General features: G+C 32.3%; 17 protein-coding genes. 13 read left to right on the top strand and 4 right to left on the bottom strand.

Going from position 1 to position 19,544, the window contains the following annotated elements; all coding sequences use genetic code 11:
- Nucleotides 1–85: 85 nt before the first annotated feature.
- The gene (locus EI427_RS10460; RefSeq protein ID WP_170178442.1) at nt 86–1,789 is read left to right on the top strand and encodes a caspase family protein; all 1,704 of its coding nucleotides are present in this window, start codon (nt 86–88) and stop codon (nt 1,787–1,789) included.
- A gap of 183 nt (nt 1,790–1,972) precedes the next feature.
- Here the strand turns inward: EI427_RS10460 and EI427_RS10455 are convergent, their stop codons facing one another.
- The gene (locus tag EI427_RS10455; protein WP_126614349.1) at nt 1,973–2,212 is read right to left on the bottom strand and encodes a hypothetical protein; all 240 of its coding nucleotides are present in this window, start codon (nt 2,210–2,212) and stop codon (nt 1,973–1,975) included.
- A gap of 197 nt (nt 2,213–2,409) precedes the next feature.
- Here EI427_RS10455 and EI427_RS10450 point away from each other — a divergent pair, with 197 nt between their 5' ends.
- Nucleotides 2,410–2,853: an RrF2 family transcriptional regulator gene (locus tag EI427_RS10450; RefSeq protein WP_126614347.1), complete on the top strand. Its 444-nt coding sequence runs from the start codon at nt 2,410–2,412 to the stop codon at nt 2,851–2,853.
- 76 nt (nt 2,854–2,929) lie between these two features.
- Here the strand turns inward: EI427_RS10450 and EI427_RS10445 are convergent, their stop codons facing one another.
- Nucleotides 2,930–4,192, bottom strand: a complete 1,263-nt coding sequence (locus tag EI427_RS10445; protein WP_126614345.1) for a M48 family metallopeptidase — start codon at nt 4,190–4,192, stop codon at nt 2,930–2,932.
- A 116-nt stretch (nt 4,193–4,308) separates the two neighbouring features.
- On the opposite strand from EI427_RS10445, the gene EI427_RS10440 reads away from it, so the two are divergent.
- The 7 genes from EI427_RS10440 to EI427_RS10415 all read left to right on the top strand — a co-directional run bounded on the left by EI427_RS10440 (nt 4,309) and on the right by EI427_RS10415 (nt 12,761).
- Nucleotides 4,309–5,016 (top strand): LytR/AlgR family response regulator transcription factor, encoded by a 708-nt coding sequence (locus EI427_RS10440; RefSeq protein WP_126614343.1) that lies wholly within the window; start codon nt 4,309–4,311, stop codon nt 5,014–5,016.
- Between the two features lie 79 nt (nt 5,017–5,095).
- Entirely contained in the window at nt 5,096–8,458 is a 3,363-nt protein-coding gene (locus EI427_RS10435; protein WP_126614341.1) for a UvrD-helicase domain-containing protein, read from the top strand.
- 1 nt (nt 8,459) lies between these two features.
- Nucleotides 8,460–9,011 (top strand): hypothetical protein, encoded by a 552-nt coding sequence (locus EI427_RS10430; RefSeq protein WP_126614339.1) that lies wholly within the window; start codon nt 8,460–8,462, stop codon nt 9,009–9,011.
- A 129-nt stretch (nt 9,012–9,140) separates the two neighbouring features.
- A complete protein-coding gene (locus EI427_RS10425; protein ID WP_126614337.1) occupies nt 9,141–10,544 on the top strand; it encodes an LptF/LptG family permease in 1,404 nt (467 codons plus the stop codon).
- 108 nt (nt 10,545–10,652) lie between these two features.
- Nucleotides 10,653–11,333 carry a (d)CMP kinase gene (cmk, locus tag EI427_RS10420; protein ID WP_126614335.1) on the top strand — a complete coding sequence of 227 codons (681 nt, stop codon included), beginning with the start codon at nt 10,653–10,655 and terminating at the stop codon, nt 11,331–11,333.
- A 121-nt stretch (nt 11,334–11,454) separates the two neighbouring features.
- Nucleotides 11,455–11,883, top strand: coding sequence for a transposase (locus EI427_RS26160; protein ID WP_205727839.1), 429 nt, complete (start codon nt 11,455–11,457; stop codon nt 11,881–11,883).
- Between the two features lie 20 nt (nt 11,884–11,903).
- Nucleotides 11,904–12,761 carry an IS3 family transposase gene (locus EI427_RS10415; RefSeq protein ID WP_205727838.1) on the top strand — a complete coding sequence of 286 codons (858 nt, stop codon included), beginning with the start codon at nt 11,904–11,906 and terminating at the stop codon, nt 12,759–12,761.
- A gap of 47 nt (nt 12,762–12,808) precedes the next feature.
- Here EI427_RS10415 and EI427_RS10410 read toward each other — a convergent pair whose 3' ends face one another.
- Nucleotides 12,809–14,137, bottom strand: coding sequence for an alginate export family protein (locus tag EI427_RS10410; RefSeq protein WP_126614333.1), 1,329 nt, complete (start codon nt 14,135–14,137; stop codon nt 12,809–12,811).
- A gap of 241 nt (nt 14,138–14,378) precedes the next feature.
- Here EI427_RS10410 and EI427_RS10405 point away from each other — a divergent pair, with 241 nt between their 5' ends.
- From EI427_RS10405 to moaA, 4 genes are all read left to right on the top strand, one after another.
- On the top strand, nt 14,379–16,655 hold the full coding sequence (locus EI427_RS10405; protein WP_126614331.1) for a molybdopterin-dependent oxidoreductase: 2,277 nt from the start codon (nt 14,379–14,381) through the stop codon (nt 16,653–16,655).
- An 11-nt stretch (nt 16,656–16,666) separates the two neighbouring features.
- Nucleotides 16,667–17,365: a NapC/NirT family cytochrome c gene (locus EI427_RS10400; protein ID WP_126614329.1), complete on the top strand. Its 699-nt coding sequence runs from the start codon at nt 16,667–16,669 to the stop codon at nt 17,363–17,365.
- 12 nt (nt 17,366–17,377) lie between these two features.
- Nucleotides 17,378–17,566: a hypothetical protein gene (locus EI427_RS10395; RefSeq protein WP_126614327.1), complete on the top strand. Its 189-nt coding sequence runs from the start codon at nt 17,378–17,380 to the stop codon at nt 17,564–17,566.
- Nucleotides 17,567–17,664: 98 nt separating this feature from the next.
- Nucleotides 17,665–18,654 (top strand): GTP 3',8-cyclase MoaA, encoded by a 990-nt coding sequence (moaA, locus tag EI427_RS10390; RefSeq protein ID WP_126614325.1) that lies wholly within the window; start codon nt 17,665–17,667, stop codon nt 18,652–18,654.
- A 42-nt stretch (nt 18,655–18,696) separates the two neighbouring features.
- On the opposite strand, the gene EI427_RS10385 is transcribed toward moaA, so the two are convergent.
- Nucleotides 18,697–19,509: a hypothetical protein gene (locus tag EI427_RS10385; protein ID WP_126614323.1), complete on the bottom strand. Its 813-nt coding sequence runs from the start codon at nt 19,507–19,509 to the stop codon at nt 18,697–18,699.
- Nucleotides 19,510–19,544 lie beyond the last annotated feature (35 nt).

Raw genomic sequence — 19,544 nt, 5'->3', positions numbered from 1 at the left:
TTTTGAGGTATGAAGTTTGTATTTACTTCTTTAAAAAAATAACGTGCAAAGATACAGATTAATAAATCGCTTTAAAAATTCGACTGTGAATAGACGTCAAAATTTAATTTTTTTACTATTATTTATTAGTAGTAATGTATTTAGCCAAACATCATTTCCAGAAGACTTTAATTTAGATGGAGATGAACGTTTCCCTAGTATTACTTCTGATGGTGAAACATTGTTGTTTGCGAGAGAAAAAAAGGAAGGTTTCGAATTTCTATTATCAAATAAAATTGATGGTAAATTTATGCCTCCGACAACTTTAGTTTTACCTCCAAATATGCCTTATCCAACAGGGCCAATGATTAGTTATGATGGACGTTGGATTTATTTTTCAGCTAAAAAAGGCGATAAAGGGAGCGACTTATATAGAATGAGAAGATGGGGCAGAAGGTTAGGGAAACCTGAACCTTTAAAAGGTGCTGTAAACTCTGCAGGTTATGAATTGTTTCCATCACTAACAAAAGATGGTAAAGGACTTTATTTTACAAGATTAGAAGACGCATCTGATCCAACAGACTTAAAGTATGCAATTTATTACAGTGAATTGACGGATAAGGATATGTGGGGCGAGCCAAAACGTCTTGAGGAACCTATCAATTTATATAGTGAAAAAGAACCAAGAATACTTCCTGATGGGAAGACTTTATTGTTTTCATCAAGAATAAATGAAGATACATTTGATTATGATGTTATGCTTGTACAAAAGCAATCAGATGGTAGTTGGTCTGATCCTGAATCAATCGTTTCTTTAAATCAAGATGAAAGTAATCATTCTCCATGTATAGATGCAGTAGCTTCTAAGGCGTATTTCTCAAAGAATGGAACATTAAACTCAATATCGTTATCAAAAGTCCTACCTGTATCAATTTATTCTTCTGATAAGAAAGAACCTGTAACAAAAGAAGGTTTGACAAGAAGTGGAGATCAGGAGGCGAAAAAAGAAACCACAGATAATAACGAAGCAACTCCTACAACAAAACCTACATCTTCATCAAGCTTTTCTGATTTAGGTTTTGATATAAAGCAATATGAACCAAGACCAGTTTATAGAGCAATTATAATTGGAGTGAGCGAATACCAAGATCCAAAAATTAATACTTTGGATAACCCTGTAAAAGATGCAGCATCATTTAAAGAGATTCTTACACAGCATTATTCTTTTCCAGAAGAGAATGTTTCCTTTTTACTGAGTCCAACTAGAGAACAGCTTATAGAAACTTTTGATAATGTAATGGAAGTCTCTAAAGAGAATGATCATATTTTGATTTTCTACGCAGGGCATGGGCATTGGGATACCAAACGCAAGGCAGGGTATTGGTTACCTTCTGATGCAAAAGCAAAAAATACTGCGAATTGGGTAAGGAATTCGACAATTAAAGAATACATAGCTTCTTTTAGAGCTAAGCATGTTTTATTAGTTTCTGATGCTTGCTTTTCGGGTTCAATATTTAAAACTAGAGCAGTAACGTTTTCGGAAGCTGATAAATCGACAAAAGCACTCGAAAAGCTTCCTTCTAGAAAAGCAATGACAAGTGGAACATTAAAAGAGGTTCCAGATGAAAGTATTTTTGTAAAATACCTTCAAAAGAGACTATTAGAGAATAAAGATCCCTATATAAGTGCAAGAGCTTTATTTGATAGTTTTAGAGTAGCTGTAATGAATAATAGCGAAAATGTTCCGCAGTTTGGAGTAATAAACCAGACTGGTGATGAGGGTGGAGATTTTATCTTTATCAAAAAATAAAAAAAGGGTTGATTTATCAGTATTTGATAATCAACCCTTTTTTAATTGTTAAGGAGAGTGGTATGTAATTGCTTACTACCAAACGTACTACAATAAACAAATTCCTTTTATTAACTCCAACTATTATATAATTAATTTTAGAAATAATTATATAATAATAATCTGTATTTCAGTTACTAAAGTCTAATCTACCACATTATCAATGTGGTATTGTACCTTTTTCCCTGCTTTCTCTATTCCGGAAGGTTCGAATTGAGTATAAGCATAATACCCTAAAAGGCAAATACCAACAATTACTACAATACGAATAGCAGCTTTTGCAATTTTCCAGACAACAAAAATGATGGCTGCTACAACGATTAAGAGTGTATATTTTTGCTCTTCTGTGAGCATTGCGTAATATTCTTGTATTTGATCTAACATGACTGCTTGTTTAAAAAATGATTCTTGAAAATAATAGATATTCTACCTAGAAAACAATAAATATTCCGTTTTCATTGAATTAAAGTGTAAAAAGTGCACGTTGACATTATTTTAACTGTGAAATAGATAAAATTATTAATAACTTAATTATGTTTACATACAAACTCTATTAAACTTGTTTAAACTATAGGATTAATATGCTATCCAAAAAGACAAAATATGCATTAAAGGCATTACGATTTTTGGCCTCAAAATATGGTGAAGGACCTGTTCTTATTAGCGAAATAGCTGATAAAGAGCATATCTCTCAGAAATTTTTAGAAAGTATTCTTTTAGAACTTCGTAAAGGAAGAGTACTAAGTAGTAAAAAAGGAAAAGGCGGGGGATATTATTTAATTAAAGACCCTGAAGAGGTTACTTTATGTGATATCCACAGAATGATTGAAGGACCTATTGCTCCTTTACCTTGCGTTAGCTTAAATTATTACGAACCTTGTGATGATTGTGATGATGAGGTCAATTGCACATTAAAGGCTGTAATGCTTGATGTTAGAGATGCTCAGTTAGATATTTTAAAGAAAAAATCTTTAAATGATTTACTTCCGGCATGTAGCACAAAAGATAAAAAGATTGATTTGTAAATTTCGATCATAAATAAAAAAGCCAGAATAATGAAAGTTATTCTGGCTTTTTTGTTTGTAATTTTGAAGAATAGAACTAATCCTCCATTGCTTCCATTCTCTGTAAAAGAGGAGGATGAGAATAATGCATTTTCACATAATTCTCATCTGGAGTTAAATTACTCAATGAATCAACCGATAGCTTTTTTAATGCATCAATTAAGGCAAGGCTAGAAGACGTGTCTTTAGCAAAAGCATCTGCTTCAAATTCATTTTTTCTAGAAAAAGCATTGATAACAATCCCAGTTATTAATGAAATTGGACTGTAAAGCATTGAGAATGCAACCAAATTTAATGGTGATAATGAATGTTTTGCAGCTCCAACAAATACACTACTTTTTGATGCTCCCATTGCTTCTGCTAATTCTTTCGAATCAATAAATTTGCTAAGGATAAATAAAGTAATAAACATGTTTACAGCAGAAATGAAGAACATTTGCAAAGTATGTTTACGTTTGTAATGCCCAACTTCATGTGCTAAAACAGCAACTATTTCATCGATACTAAGTTTCTCAATTAGCGTATCATATAATACTATATTTTTATTGCCACCTAAACCACTAAAGAATGCATTTGCTTTAGTAGAACGTTTAGATCCGTCCATTACCATAATTCGCCCTAAAGGAAAGTCAACACCCTCTGCATATTTCTCTATCGCAGTACGTAATTCGCCATCTTCTAAAGGAGTGATTTTATTAAACATAGGTAAGATTATGTTTGCGTAGAACATTGTTGCTCCTAATGCAAAAAGCATAAATACAACCCATGCAATAATCCAGTATGTATCAGGGAAATTACTGTAGAAAGCAACAAACCCCCATAAAAGTAATCCTCCAATAACACCTCCTAATGCATAACCTTTAATTTTATCAATAATAAAAGTTTTAGGAGTCATTTTATTAAATCCGTATTTTTCTTCAATAGAAAATGTGTTTTTCCATTCAAAAGGAATACTTATTATATCAGATAAGATGGCTACGATTGCAAAAAATGCAAGTATCTGTCCAGTATTAGAATCAAAATGATCTTTAGTAAAAGAATCTATCCAAGCATAACCTCCTGTAGAGAGTAAAATCAGTGTCAATAAATAAGATGCAGCACTGCTGTAAAGGCCTAAATTATCTTTTTCAATCTGATATTCTTGTGATTTCTTATACTCCTCTTTGTCGTATAATCCAGATAGTTTACTTGGTAAAGCAGCACTCATTGCTTTAATATTAAGGCGACTAAGTACCCTTTCCAAAACAAACTCTCCTGTTAGTAGAGCTATTATTATATAAAAAATTGTATCTCCGTTCATAATTGTTTTATTGAAATATTACTACAAATCTAACAATTCATAGATAATGAATACATAATTTGTGTTGAAAAATAGAAAGTGTTTTACAACTTACAGAGAATTAACAATATCTATACATGCAAAAAACATATAATTGCCTAATTGTAGACGATGAGCAGTTGGCTAGAAACTTATTATCAGCTTTTATATCAAAAGTTCCATTTTTAAATGAAGTAGGAAGTTGTAAATCTCCTTTACAAGCAATGGAAGTAATGCGATCAGGAATTATCGATATTCTTTTAGTTGATATTCAGATGCCTGAATTATCGGGGATAGATTTCGTGAAATCATTGGCAGTCAAACCAGTGGTTATATTTACAACAGCTTATTCAGAATATGCAGTGCAATCTTATGAGTTAGACACAATAGATTATTTGCTCAAGCCATTTTCTTTTGAACGGTTTATGAAAGCAATTAATAAAGGAGTGGAGTTTTTAGAACTAAAAAAGCAACCAACAGATACAGCAGGTAATGATGATGTTATTTTTATAAAGGGAGATCAGAAAATTCATAAACTTTTCACCAAAGATATTTTTTACATAGAAGGTTTAAAAGAGTATGTTTCTTTTTATGTAAAGGATAAACAACGAATTATTTCGCTTAATTCTTTAACTAAGTTAGAACGAGAATTAGAAAAGTATCAGTTTATAAGGGTGCATAGATCTTATATTGTTAACCTTAATCATGTGACGGCTTTTGAAACACATGCTTTATGGATTGATGATAAAGAAATTCCAATAGGAAAAACTTACAGGGACATCGTAAAAAAGAAAATCAATTGGTAAAAAGAAATTTTCTTAATTGATATGCGTTCAAATCCTTTTATCTTTGATAGGTAACTTCAAAAACCCATTAAAATAATCAATGTTTAAAATTTATAGATCTTCTGCGGGAGCAGGAAAGACATTTACCCTTGCAAAGGAATATATTAAAATTGTTCTTCAATTAAACGTCTTTGATGAAGAGTTTCAACCAAGTTATTATAAACATGTTTTGGCTGTAACTTTTACCAATTTAGCTACTTCAGAAATGAAAGAGCGAATATTAGAGCAATTGAAAGTGTTTGCAGGGAAACCTTCTCCAGATAAGGAAGGGATGTTGGGGGCTATTGTAGCCGACTATAAAGGAATGGATGAAAAAATTGTTTTAGATCGTGTTTATCGCAGATCTGCAATTGTTCATCAAAGAATTTTACATGGATATTCTAATTTTTCTGTTAGTACCATAGATGCATTTAGCCAAAAAGTGGCACAAGCATTTAAGCGTGATCTTAAATTTCCATTTAATTATGAGTTAATCTTAAATGGAGAGGAGTTAATAGAAGATGCGACTTACATTTTAATGGATAAACTTGGTAGAGATGAACACAAAATGTTGACAGAGGCATTAGAGACATTCTCTATCAAAAAAGCTGAAGAAAATACAAGTTGGGATGTTGTACCTCAGATTAAGAGTTTTGGGAGCGTACTTTTTGATGAAGATCAAAGGAAAATTATTGAGAAATTAGGGGTTAATCCAGTCACTAATGTAGAAATGAATATTGAAGATTATACTTCTTTAGCTAAAAAGTTGAAGAAGATGATTTATCAAGACCTACAAAAAGAAAAGGATGCGGCTTATGAGGAGTTTAAAAATGCAATGTCTGCGGCTGGTGTACCCATCGACTCACTAGGCCGATACGTATGTTCATATGCTAAGAAATTTGATGGGTCAATTGCTGAAATTGATGTAACACCAAATACAACAGCTATAAAAGTTTTTGAGGCTGATACAGGAAAGGTGCTTGTAAAAGTGGGAGATTATAAATCTAGTCCTGCTATTTACGATGCCGCATTGCCTATTTATCAGGAAAGACTTACTGCATTAATTTCATTAATTGCAAAGGCACAATTAATAAAGACAGTATACGATAAAATTTATCTCATAATTACCGCTCAGGTATTAAAAGATGAGATGAAGAACTTAAAAGAAGAGCAAGGAATTGTACATATCTCAGAAATAGGAGAGAACATTAATAAAATTGTTGAAAGTTCTCCTGTTCCCTATTTATATGAAAGATTAGGAGAAAAATACCGTCATATTTTAATTGATGAGTTTCAAGATACATCAAAAACTCAATGGCATAATTTAGTTCCTTTGGTCGCTCATGCACTTTCTATGTATAATGGAGAGTGTTTGGTTGTCGGAGATGCAAAACAATCTATTTATAGATGGAGAGGTGGAAAAGCCGAAATGTTAGTGGCACTTCCAAAACTTCCAACAGCAAAAAATACTGCTTTAGAGGAAGAAGAATATACTTTAGAAAGTTATGCTGACCCTCAAAATTTAGATACTAACTGGAGGAGTTATTCTAACGTCATCAACTTTAATAATGACCTTTATTCATTTATTGAAAAAGATAAAGGAGATGAGTTACTTTCTCAATTTTATCAAGATGTTAAGCAAAAGACAAACCATAGAATTGGAGGACAAGTAAGGATGTCTGTCTGTCAGAAGATAGATAGTAAAGAAACAGTACAAGAGGCTTCGCTACAAAAAATTGCAGATACAATTCATGAACTTGTAGAGTTGAAAAAATTTCAATATAGTGATATAGCACTACTTGTTCGATTTAATAAAGATGGCTCTGCAATTGCAGAAAAATTAGTTTCAGAGGGGATAGAGGTTATTTCGAGTGAATCACTTTTAGTAGAAAGTGCACCAAGTATTCAATTTCTTGCCAATGTAATCCGCTTATTAGTTAGAAGGTCTGATAAGGTATTATTTATGAAGATTGCAAGATTTGTTCATGCGCATCTTCAAGATGTAAATAATGATAGGTGGAGTGAAGTGAATACAACTTCTTTACCAATTGAGGGAGATGATTATATAAGAATTGGAGATAGAGTAGAGGCATGTTCAAATCATAAAGATTTTGAAACTTTTTTAAAGGATGAATTTGATATAAATTTCTCAGTTTCTCAATTAAGAAGAAAATCTTTATATGATTTAGTCGAATTTTTAGTGCGAGATTTTAAATTGAATTTGCGTATTACAGAACAGGCGTACCTGATTAAATTTCTAGATTTTGTATTAGACCATACAGAAGTAAATGGAAACTCAGCACAAGATTTTTTAGTACGTTGGGATTTAAAGAAATCAAATTTATCAATTTCTACTCCAGATAATACGAATGCTGTACGAATACTAAGTATTCATAAATCTAAAGGTTTAGAATTTCCTGTTGTTTTATTGCCTTTTGCAAATTGGTCAACAACACCAAGGAAAGGAGAAGCTAAATGGTTTGATTGGGAAGATAATACTGATGTGCCAGAATTAAATGCAGTGCAATTACCTCTTTCTAAAAAATTAGAAGGAACTGCTTTTGAAGAAGGGTATTTATTAGAACTTAGAGATACCTATATCGATGCAGTTAATATGTTGTATGTAGGTACTACTAGAGCACAAAAATACCTCCATTTATTTTTTAATGAAGAAGCAAAAATAAGTACAAAGGGTGTAAAAGCAGAAACTAAAGATACTATTGCGGTACCGTTGCTAAAATATATATCGGCAGTTGATACAGCAAAAGAACTTAATACATCAACAATTGATGATATTGAATTTCATGAGTATGAATTTTTTGATATTGATATTGAAGGAGATAAAAAGGAGAAAATAGAAGAAGCGACTTTAATTAGAGACCTCATTCATACAGATAACACAGATAAACTTCGTTTAAAAAGTGGAGCATATGAACAAGGTCAAAATACCGTTTCATTTGAGGATATTATTGAAGCTCAGGAAAGTGGTATTTTAGTACACAAAGCATTCGAATATATCAAATACAAAGATGATGTACATGATGCTGTTCGAATTCTAGAAGTAAACGGTTTTATCTCATCTTCAGAAACAGGAGACTATATTGGGAGATTAATTGATGTTGTCAATCATCCTGAATTAGAAAAATATTATGATAAGAATACTGGATATGAAGTGCTGAATGAATCTGAAATAGTTTTCCCTACAAAAGGAAATATGAAACAGGTAAAAGTAGACCGTCCAGATAGATTATTGATCAAAAATAAAGAAGCTGTAATTATTGATTATAAAACAGGTGTTTATGAGAAAGACCATGAAAAACAAATCAAAAGATATGGCGAAGCATTAAGAGGTATGGGATATACCTTAATAACATTACTATTAGTTTATACCGAAGATTTAGATATTCAAAAGATTAATTTTTAAGATGAAAAAACTATTTATTATTACAGTTATATTATTAACGTCATTATTATCTTTTGCTCAAAAAGGAAAAACATTTCCAACAATTAAGGCAGAAACCTTAACAGATAAATCGATCACATTTCCAGGTGCTGTAAAAGGTAAAGTGACTTTAATTGGTGTCGCTTATTCTAAAAAATCACAAGAGAATTTAGAATCTTGGATGCAACCTATCTACGATACTTTTATCAACCCTCCAAAATCTGATATATTTGGGTCGGCAGGGTACGATGTCAATATGTATTTTTTAGCACTTGCTCGTGGAATTGCAAAATCTGCAGAGAAATCTATTAAATCGAACATGAAAAAGAAAATAGATAGTAAATTGCACAAAAATGTGGCAATTGTCTTAGGAGATGTGAAACATCATAAAGCCAATTTAGGCCTAGGAGCTAAGGATGATCCTTATTTTTACATTCTTTCACCAGAAGGAAAAGTACTATTTATAACATACGGAAAATACACTCCAAGTAAAATGAGTGCTCTCGAAGAAGCTATTGATGAATATTCTGAATAAGAATAGTTGTTAAAGTTTTAAAAATCTTGAATAACTATCCCATTAAGGGTTTAAAATAGTATTCAGTTTTTTAGATTTGTAGTACTCTTGAAAAATTTCTTGAGTGTATGAGAAATCACACAACAAAGTATGAAGAAGCTAGATAAGCTATTATTAAAAGAATACATTGGTCCATTTGTCTTAACATCGTCAATTGTACTATTTATTTTTTGGTCTCAATACATGATCTCTAAGTTTGTTTATTTCTTAGGAAAAGACTTAGGATATGATGTATACATGGAATTATTTTTCTGGTTTGCATTAGCACTAGTTCCTGTAGCGTTACCACTTGCTGTTTTACTAGCAACGTTAATGACTTATGGTAGCTTAGGGCAGCATTCAGAACTAACTGCTATTAAAGGAGCTGGTATTTCTCTATTAAGAGTTTTACGACCTATATTTTTGTTTACAATTGTAGTTACACTAGTTCAATTAGTTTATAACGATACAATTGTACCTCAAGCTAATTTAAAAGCATACAGTTTACTTTATGATATAAAACAGACTAAACCTACTATTAACCTTAAGGAAGGTGCTTTTTATGACGGTTTAGATGGTTATAGCATTAAAGTAGCTTCTAAAGATAAAGATGGAGAAGGTATCCATGATGTTATTATCTATAAGCACGAAGGACACCGAGGTAATAAAGAAGTAATTCTTGCCAAAGATGGTAAAATGCAATTAATTAATGATGATACATTTTTAATGTTGACATTATTTAATGGTAATGCTTATAGTGAGGTAGAAGATAAGAAAAGTAAAGCTGAAATTCAGTATGTTCATTCTGAGTTTGATTCATCAATATTCTATTTTAGTATGGAATCTTATGCAATGAATGAAACAAAAGAAGACCTTTTCATGGGCCATAATTTGATGAAGAACCGAAAGCAGTTAGAAACTGAACAAGATTCTTTACAAAAAGCTATGGTAGACTACAGTGGTATGTTAGTTAAAAATGGAGAAACTCAATTTTATTACAGACATACTTCTCATAAAGGAGAGCATAAAAAAGATAAGTTGACGAAAAAGAAATATGATCCTACTAAAAAGGAAAATAGATTAAGAATTGCGTCTTCTGCTTACAATAGTGCATCAAGTTTCTATAATGTATTAAAATCGAATGCATCTAGACATAAAAATCAGATGAGAGAAGATGTTAAGTACACATTAGATCAACAGAAAAAGATATCTACTGCAGTGGCTATCTTGATGATGTTCTTAATTGGAGCACCTCTTGGAGCTATTATTAAGAAAGGAGGGTTGGGAGTTCCCGTTCTTGTTTCTGTATTCTTCTTTGTCATTTATTATATCATGACAATTTCAGGAGAAAAGATGGCGAAGGAGTTAATTATTGATCCTATACTTGGTGCGTGGCTATCGAATATATTCTTATTTGTAATTGGTATATTCTTCACTTTCCAAGCTAAAAATGATGTTAAACTCTTTGATACTGATTACTATGCAGTAGTATTCAAAAAGTTATTTAAGAAGTAGTTAACACATTAATATTTGCAGCAAAACCCTATGTGAAAATGTTTTACATAGGGTTTTGTTTTGTATATTGTTAGACAATTTATGATATCATAAAGAATACAACTATCAATGGAAAAAATTATTATTGCACTTGATGGACATGCTGGGTGCGGAAAAAGTACAACAGCTAAAGCAGTAGCAAAAGAACTTGATTACATTTTTATTGACACAGGTGCGATGTACCGTGCAGTAACATATTATTTCTTATCAAATAATGTTGATTTTTCTGATGCATTAGAAGTTGAAAATGCATTAAAAGAAATATCACTTAAATTTGTTTTAAACCCTACGTCAGGTATTGGTGAGATCCATATAAACGGAGAAAATGTAGAACCGTTTATTAGAAATATGGAGATAACGAGTAGAGTAAGTGATGTTGCCAGTATTAAAGCTGTAAGAGTATTTAATGTTGCAGAACAACAGGAAATGGGCAAAGAGAAAGGGATTGTAATGGATGGTAGAGATATCGGTACCGTTGTATTCCCAAATGCAGAGCTTAAAATTTTTATGACTGCTGATGTGACTGTTCGTGCAAAAAGAAGATTAGTCGAAATGGAATCTAAAGGGGTTGATACTTCTCTAGAAGATGTAGAGGCTGATATTCGTAATAGAGATCATTTGGATTCAACTAGAAAAGAAAGTCCTTTAAAGAAGGCTGACGATGCTGTTGTAGTTGATACTTCTGGTTTAACGATAGATCAACAAGTAGAAAGTATTCTAAAATTAGCTAAGAATATAATTTCAGCATAGCTATAGTAGCTGTTTTAAAAAAGACGTACTAATAAAAAAAGGGTTGATGTAATTAAACATCAACCCTTTTTGCTATATCAAATGTCTCGTCCTGAATTAGTGTTACACAAAACGTAACATTATGAATGATCATCAAGAATATCAATACACTAAGCGCACACAAAAAGATTACAGCTACTCTTTTAAATTACAAGTTGTAGATGAAGTGGAACGAGGAGAAATAGGTATAACAGCAGCAAGACTTAAATATGGAATCCAAGGTCATGCTACGGTCCGTACTTGGATAAGAAAGTATGGTAATTTAGATTGGGATAATAAATCTGATTTAAAAATGGGAAAGACACCAGAACAAAAATTATTGGAGCTAGAACAAAAGGTTCTATTATTAGAGAAGCAAAAAGCTTCTTTAGAAAAACAACTTTACGTAACAGATAAAAAAGCAATTTTCTTTGATATGATGATCGATATTGCTGAGGATGAGTTTAATATTCCGATTAGAAAAAAGTCTTTACCCAAGCAGTTGACCAATTCAAAAACGAAGAAAAAATAGGAGTCAAACCGACTTGTGAATTGCTTGGGTTAAATCGACAAATTTATTATCGTTCGAAAAGGAAAGTAAAAAACAATAATAGTATTGCATCTAAAGTAGTAGACTTAGTGAAAAGAATTCGTTTGAAGCAAACTAAAATAGGGACAAGGAAATTATATCAATTACTTCTTCCTGAATTGCAATTACTAAATGTAGGTCGAGATAAGCTTTTTGACATCATGAGGGCTAATCGACTCAATATCAAGCCTAAAAAACAATATCATGTCACTACAAATTCTCATCACAGGTTTAAAAAGCATAAAAATCTTATTGAACACTTGGAAATAAAAAGACCTGAACAAGTATTAGTTTCTGATATAACTTACATAGGTGAGCGTAGTAACCCAATGTATCTCTCCTTGGTAACAGATGCTTATTCTAAGAAAATAATGGGGTTAAATGTATCAGATAGTTTGAATGCAAATGGAGCTATTGCAGCATTAAAAGAAGCAGTACACAATAGAAGCTATGTTGATTTACCAATGATACATCATTCAGATAGAGGACTACAATATTGTAGTCATGAGTATCAACGACATCTTCAGGAAAATAAAATAGTGTGCTCGATGACGGAATCTTACGACCCTTATCAAAATGCGGTAGCAGAAAGAATAAACGGAATTCTTAAGCAAGAATTTATTTTAGGAATAAAAATTAATGATCTCGATTTGATGAATAAATTTATTAGAGAATCTGTATATATTTACAATAATGAAAGGCCTCATTGGAGTAATTATATGAAGACACCTGTTGAGATGCATCAGCAAAGTGAAATAAAAATGAGAACTTATAAAAGTAAAAATAGCACCGAGTCTACACCCGATGCTATCAATATATAGTAGTCTAAATCTGTAACGCTATGGACGGACTAGACAAAAAGGTTAGATTAACCTTGAGTTTTTGCTTCTTTTTTCTTTGTAGTGAAAAGCGTTGGCTTGATCACGATTCCCATCCAACCCCAGTTGTTGAATTTCTCATAGTCTCCTCCAGCGTTAGCTCCAGTAGAATATTGCATAGATTCTGTAGCAAACATTGCAGACCATCCACCTTGAATAGAGATGTAGTCGTTGAATTTGTAATTAGCATTTAAATCTAATTCAGTACCTAAGTTGTTACCTACTTCAGCACCAGTACCGTCAACAATTACAGCACTAGATTGGAAAGAATGTACTTTGCCATAGAATTTCCATTCGTTCATTTTATAAGTAGCACCTAAATAGATATCAGTTAAACCACCTTGTGGTAAACGAGAAGCGCCACCTACATAGAAGTAATCCATGTGTCCGTTAAACTTGTGGTTTGTACCGTAAAGAGGGTTAAATGTTCTGTTAACTCCATCAGTAGCAGTTGCATCAGTACCAGATAAAATTTCACCACCAATATTAAGGCTTAACCCTTCAGATGCTTGGAATAAAACTTCAACTAGAGCATTGTATGCATTTAGATCTGTTTTGCCAGCTCCTACAGCACCCATTTGATAGTAGAAAGATGCATTTAAACCAAATTTACCTGGTCTCCATTCACCGTGTGCACCTAAAGTTTGGCTATAAATAGTCTCAAAGTCAGCAGGCATACTTGTTTGGTTACCAGCAACATCTTGCTCAACACCATTGTTTAAGAATAAGGCAGAGATACTTAATTGGTCAAATTTCTTGTTAAACCATAGGTATTGTAATGCTTTATAGTTGTTTACACCAGGATTGTAATAAGGAGTTTCTCCAGTTGCAGATATTGCAACACCAGCATGTAATTTAAATGCTTTTTCATATTTGAAAACTGCAGCATCATGGCTTCTACCTTGTTGCGCCCAATCTACAGCACCAAAGATTCTTTGATCATCATAAGAAATTTCTTGGCGACCAGCTTTTACACTAAACTCTTCTGTGAAAAGTAATTCACCCCAAGCTTCATGAATAGAAAAGTTTCCATTGTCTTTATTTGCAAAGTTTCCAATTTCACCCCAAGTTCTTACATCTTGTGCAGAAAAACCGAAACGAAACTTGTTACTTTTATCATTAAATAACATTCTTATTCTCGCACGTTGTGAAACAAAGTCAGCAGCACGATCAGCATCACCATTTGATGGTCTTAGTTGATTAAAACCGTTTCTGTGCTCGTAACGGGGTTTTAATTGAGCATCAATACTAAAGTCTTGCGCTTGTACAACACCACACGTAAGCAACAGTAGTGTAAAGGATAATAGTTTTTTTAACATACTTAAAAAAAATTAGACGTTCTGATAGATTATATTAAATTATCTTAAAATAAATTTAGCGCAATTTTACATATTTTATCGCACCTAAATCAGATTATTATTCCTGTTTTATGGTGATATTCATCATTAATTCACGTAAATTAAAGAGGTTGTATTACATAATATTCAACTTTTCTGTAAATTTTATCTCAATTTAAATTTAGAAGCTACATATTCTAACTTTTATAACCACAAATTGTCAATGGATAATAATAACAAAAAAGAAAATCTTAGACTTTCGCGAAGGGATTTTTTAAAACTTACTGGAGGAACCGTTGCTGTGGGCGGTGCTGCATTAAGTGGATGGGGTTTGACTGAATTAATAGTCGATGAAGGCCCTGTGAAATCTTGGCATAAGTCAGTATGTCGCTACTGTGGAACAGGCTGTGGAGTTATGCTTGGTATGAACAAAGATAAATTAGTCCGCGTTCGAGGTGATCAAGAGGCTCATAATAAAGGAGTAATCTGTATTAAAGGATCTATGCTAGATTCTGTAATGAATAACCCAAACAGATTAAAAACACCCAAAATTAAGAAAAACGGGAAGTTTGTAGAAGCATCTTGGGAAGAGGCAATGACTTTAATGACTGAAAAGTTTAAAGAGTCTTTATCTCAGAATGGACCTGAGAGTATTGGTTTTTATGGTTCTGGTCAATTATTAATTGAAGAATCATATACAGCTAATAAATTGTTTAAAGCTGGGTTGAGATCAAATAATGTTGATGGAAACCCAAGACTTTGTATGGCTTCTGCTGCTGTAGGTTATACGCAGACGTTTGGTAAAGATGAGCCTCCTGGGGCTTATGTTGATATCGATCATGCGGAAACATTCTTTTTAATTGGTTCAAATGCTTACGAATGTCACCCTCCATTATGGGAGAGAATAATGATGCGTAAGAAAGCCAATAAGAATGTTAAAATTATCGTGGTAGATCCACGAAAAACGAAAACAGCCGAACACGCGGATATCTATTTACCTGTATTACCGGGTAAAGATATGGCATTGTTAAATTCAATGTGTTGTGTAATGGCAGAGTTGAATTTACTAGATGAAGATTTTATTTCTAAGTATGTCAACTTTAATGATGGAAAAAAGAAGATTTCATTAGAAGAATATAAAGACTTTTTAAAGGATTACCGTCCTGAAAAAGTTGCTGATGAATTAGGTTTAACGCCTAGAGAAATTAGAGAAGTGGCTTATCAATTTGCTTCTTCTAAAGCAACAATGTCGTTATGGACAATGGGTATTAACCAGAGAGTTCAGGGTGTTTATTTAAATAATACACTTAATTCTTTACATTTAATCACTGGACAAATTTGTAGACCTGGAGCTACTCCATTATCGTTAACAGGGCAGTCAAATGCTTGTGGTGGAGTAAGAGATACAGGTTCATTGTCTCACTTATTACCAAACGGTAGATTGATTGCTAAAGAACCTCACAGAAGAGAAATGGAAAAACTTTGGAATGTTCCAGAGGGTACTATTGCTCCAAAACCTGGTTTTCATGCATTAGCAATGTTCGATGAAATGGTAAAAGATAAGGTGAAAGTAGCCTTAATTATGTGTACTAACCCTGCACAGACTTTACCAAATAATAGATATTATAGAGAAGGAATGGAAAAAGCATTCTTAGTAGTTTCAGAAATCTTTGAAGATACAGAAACTGCTAAATTTGCAGATATCTTATTACCTGCGGCTTTATATATAGAGAAAGAAGGCGTATATGGTCAAACGGAAAGAAGATATCAAATAATTGAAAAGCTTAGAGAGCCTGTTGGTGAAGCTAGATCAGATTTTGATATTCTTGTTGATTTTGCCAACCGTATGGGGCAAGGTAAATTAATTTCATATAAAACACCTACTGAATGTTGGGATGAATATAGAATTATCTCAAAAAGTAGTAAATACGATTTCAGTGGTATCACGAGAGAGCGTCTTAAGAAAGAAAGAGGAATTCAATGGCCTTGTCCTTCTGTAGATCACCCTGGTACTGTAAGGAGGTATATTAAAGGAGATCCATTTGTACCTTCTGATAAGAAAGTATATTTCTACGGAAAACCAGATGGTAGAGCTACAGTTTTTGCGAGACCTTATATTCCTGGTAAAGAAAACATCTCTAAAGAGAAACCATTGTTCCTAACAACTGGCCGTGTAATTTCACAATGGCACTCAGGAACTATGACTTATAGAGTACCTGAATTAAAACATTCAGCAGGACCAGGAAGGTTTGTCTTCCACCCTCAGGATGCAGGAATTTATAAAGTGAAAAAAGGAGATCGAATTGAAGTTGAAAGTAGTCGTGGTAAAATGGAAGGAATTGTTGCAATTTCAGAACATGAAACTCCAGGAGTTGTATTTGCAGCTTTCTATGATAAAACTTTCTTAATTAATAATGTTGTTTCTGATGATTACGATCCTTATTCTAAGGAGCCGGATTATAAAGTAACAGCAATTAATGTAAAAAAAGTAAACGCTTAACTTCGTAGATTATGGAAATGATATTGGATATATCAGCAATTTTTATTCTCATAGTAGAAGTAGTTTTGCTGTATCAATTAAGAGCACATAGACACGAGCTAAGTGCTAAAGTACGTTCAATGGTACTTTTTGGTATTATTGTATTGCCAGTATTGGCAGTAGCTTTGGGTAACTACCATGTATTTGTCACTACTAAAGAATCATCAGCTTGTCAGAGTTGCCATGTTATGGCACCAATGGCAAACGATATGATGTTTGATTCAAAAAGTCAAACTTTAGCAGCAAGACATTATCAAAATGGATGGATTGCAGAACATGAATGTTATAGTTGTCATGCGGATTATGGTTTCCAAGGAACTATGAAAGCTAAATTAGACGGTTATAGACATTTGATGCGTTATGTAACAGAAACATACCATGAGCCAATTCGTTACAGAGGGGAGTTCAATTCTATGAACTGTTACAGCTGTCATGAAGGTTCTAGAACATTCGAAGCAGTTGATGAACATGCTCCAGTTGTAGAGAATTTATTAGGAGAAGATCCTACTATTTCTTGCTTAAACTGTCATGGTCGTGCACATCCTGAGCCTTCTAGAAGAACTCCAGGTAGTAAAGATTATAAGTGGCTTTCAAACCCTAAAGTTGACAAGGTGGTTAACGCAGAAGAGTTGAAGGATTACATTTCAAATATTACTGCTTCTGCAGAATAAACAAGTATAAAGATGAGAAAGGTATTTATAGAAAGTATGTTAGTGATTATTGGTTTAATGATCACAATTCCATACATATTATTTCCAAATCCTTATTTAATGTTCTTATTTGTTTTTATAGCTCAACCATGTATTGGAGTTGCTGTAATTCTAGCACTTTATGAAGTGTATAAAGATTTAACAAAAAAGGATTTACTATAAGTGGAATTCAGTTAAATATAAGGTCTTGTAGAACATTTTAGTTCTACAAGACCTTTTTTACTATTAAAATAGGTAAATTGCCTTTGAATTTTTTATAAATGGAGGAAGAAAACGTGCTGAAAGATAAATTTCAAAGACAAATTAAATACTTGCGATTAGCAGTTACAGATCGTTGTAATTTAAGGTGTACTTATTGTATGCCTGAACACATGCAATTTGTAAAAAAGAATCAGTTACTTTCATTTGAAGAAATGCTTAAAGTAGTTGAGATTTTAGCTAAAAATGGAGTTGAAAAAGTACGCATTACAGGTGGAGAACCTTTTGTGAGAAATGGTTTGATGGATTTTCTATCGAAACTTGTAAAAATTGAAGGTATCAAGAAAGTAGGAATAACTACTAATGGAGTTCTATTAGATAAATACCTTGATCAATTAAAAGAAATTGGTGTGACTTCTATTAATCTTAGCCTTGATGCTACTTCAAAAGAAAAGTTCTTTGAAATTACAAGGCGTGATGATTTTGATAAAGTTTATGCAGCTTTAGAAAAAATGGTAGCATTAAATTTTGATGTCAAAATCAATATGGTTGTGATGGAAGGTAAGAATACGGAAGAAATTATTCCTTTAGCAAACTATGCAAAGAAATTTCCAATAGAAGTAAGGTACATTGAAGAAATGCCATTTAATGGTAAAGGAAAGACAGTAACTAAAAGTTGGAATCATTTAGAGATTGAAAATGAATTGAAAAAAGGATTCCCTGATTTAACGTCAATTGATACTTCAAAATCTAATACAGCTCAACTATTTCAAAGTAATAAAATGAAAGGTAGAGTTGGTATTATCCCTGCATTTACACGTTCATTTTGCGGGTCATGTGATCGTTTAAGATTAACTTCTTTAGGGGAGATACGGAATTGTTTATATGCTAAATCTGGGTTGAATTTAAAAGAAGCTCTTCGGTCAAATATTTCTGATGATGAAATATTGGAATTAATACAATCACACCTTTCAACTAAGAAAAAATCTGGTTGGGAGGAAGAAAAAGAAAATACAGACCAACTTGACTCAATGTCTTTAATTGGTGGATAAAAAAAGGTTGACATTTTTAAAAATGTCAACCTTTTTTATTTATTACTGCATTGCAGTTATTGATAAAATACTTAAGCCTTTTAACCTTGCATTTGGATTGTCTCTTTCTTCAAATGGATCTTCTCCGAGCTTAAATCTCTGACAACTTTCGATAGTTACTGTCATTTTATAACCTTCTAAGCCAGTAAACCAAGCGCCTTGTGTATCTTCTAAATCAGCTTCTACAGCATATACATTAAAATCGCCATCGGGTAAATAAACTGTGTAAACAGACGTTTTAGATTCTTCACCACAATTTGGATTTGTAGCATATTGTCTTAAATGTCCAGTTTCAACTTCGTCATCATTTTTATCCGTGATTGTAATTGTAATTTGTTGTTTTGTAAAACCAACAGTATTATCTGCAAAGAAAGATACTTTTCCTTTTAAAAATTCTTGTGGATAAGATGAGTTTCCTAATGAAATAAGTTTACAACCATTACTTGTAATATTAAATTCAATTTCACCTTTACTACCAAATTGATAATATCCGTTGATTTCAAGTGCAGTAAGAGTATAATCTCCTGGAGCCAAATCAGCTAAAATTACACCATTTGATGCTGTTGCATTAGTACAATCAGAAACTTCTAGCATCTCTGTTAAATTACCTGTTTTTACTGTTGTGCCTTTTGAATCTTTAATAATGATTTCAATGTCTTCGCTATCTTCATAAATCGATTGATCGTTTATGTTGATAACCACTTTTCCGTCTTCTCCTACAGGTACTTCTTCAGAGTCACTACCACAAGAGTGTACTAAAAATGCTAATCCAATTAAGCCTATAATTGTTGTTAGTTTAGAAATGAACTTTATCATAATTATTTTTTTTGATTAAATTTGATGCTTTAAAA

The organism is Flammeovirga pectinis (assembly GCF_003970675.1).
GTDB classification, from domain to species: domain Bacteria; phylum Bacteroidota; class Bacteroidia; order Cytophagales; family Flammeovirgaceae; genus Flammeovirga; species Flammeovirga pectinis.
The sequence above is the reverse complement of the archived record's forward strand: the minus strand, read 5'-3'. Positions and strand labels throughout refer to the sequence as shown.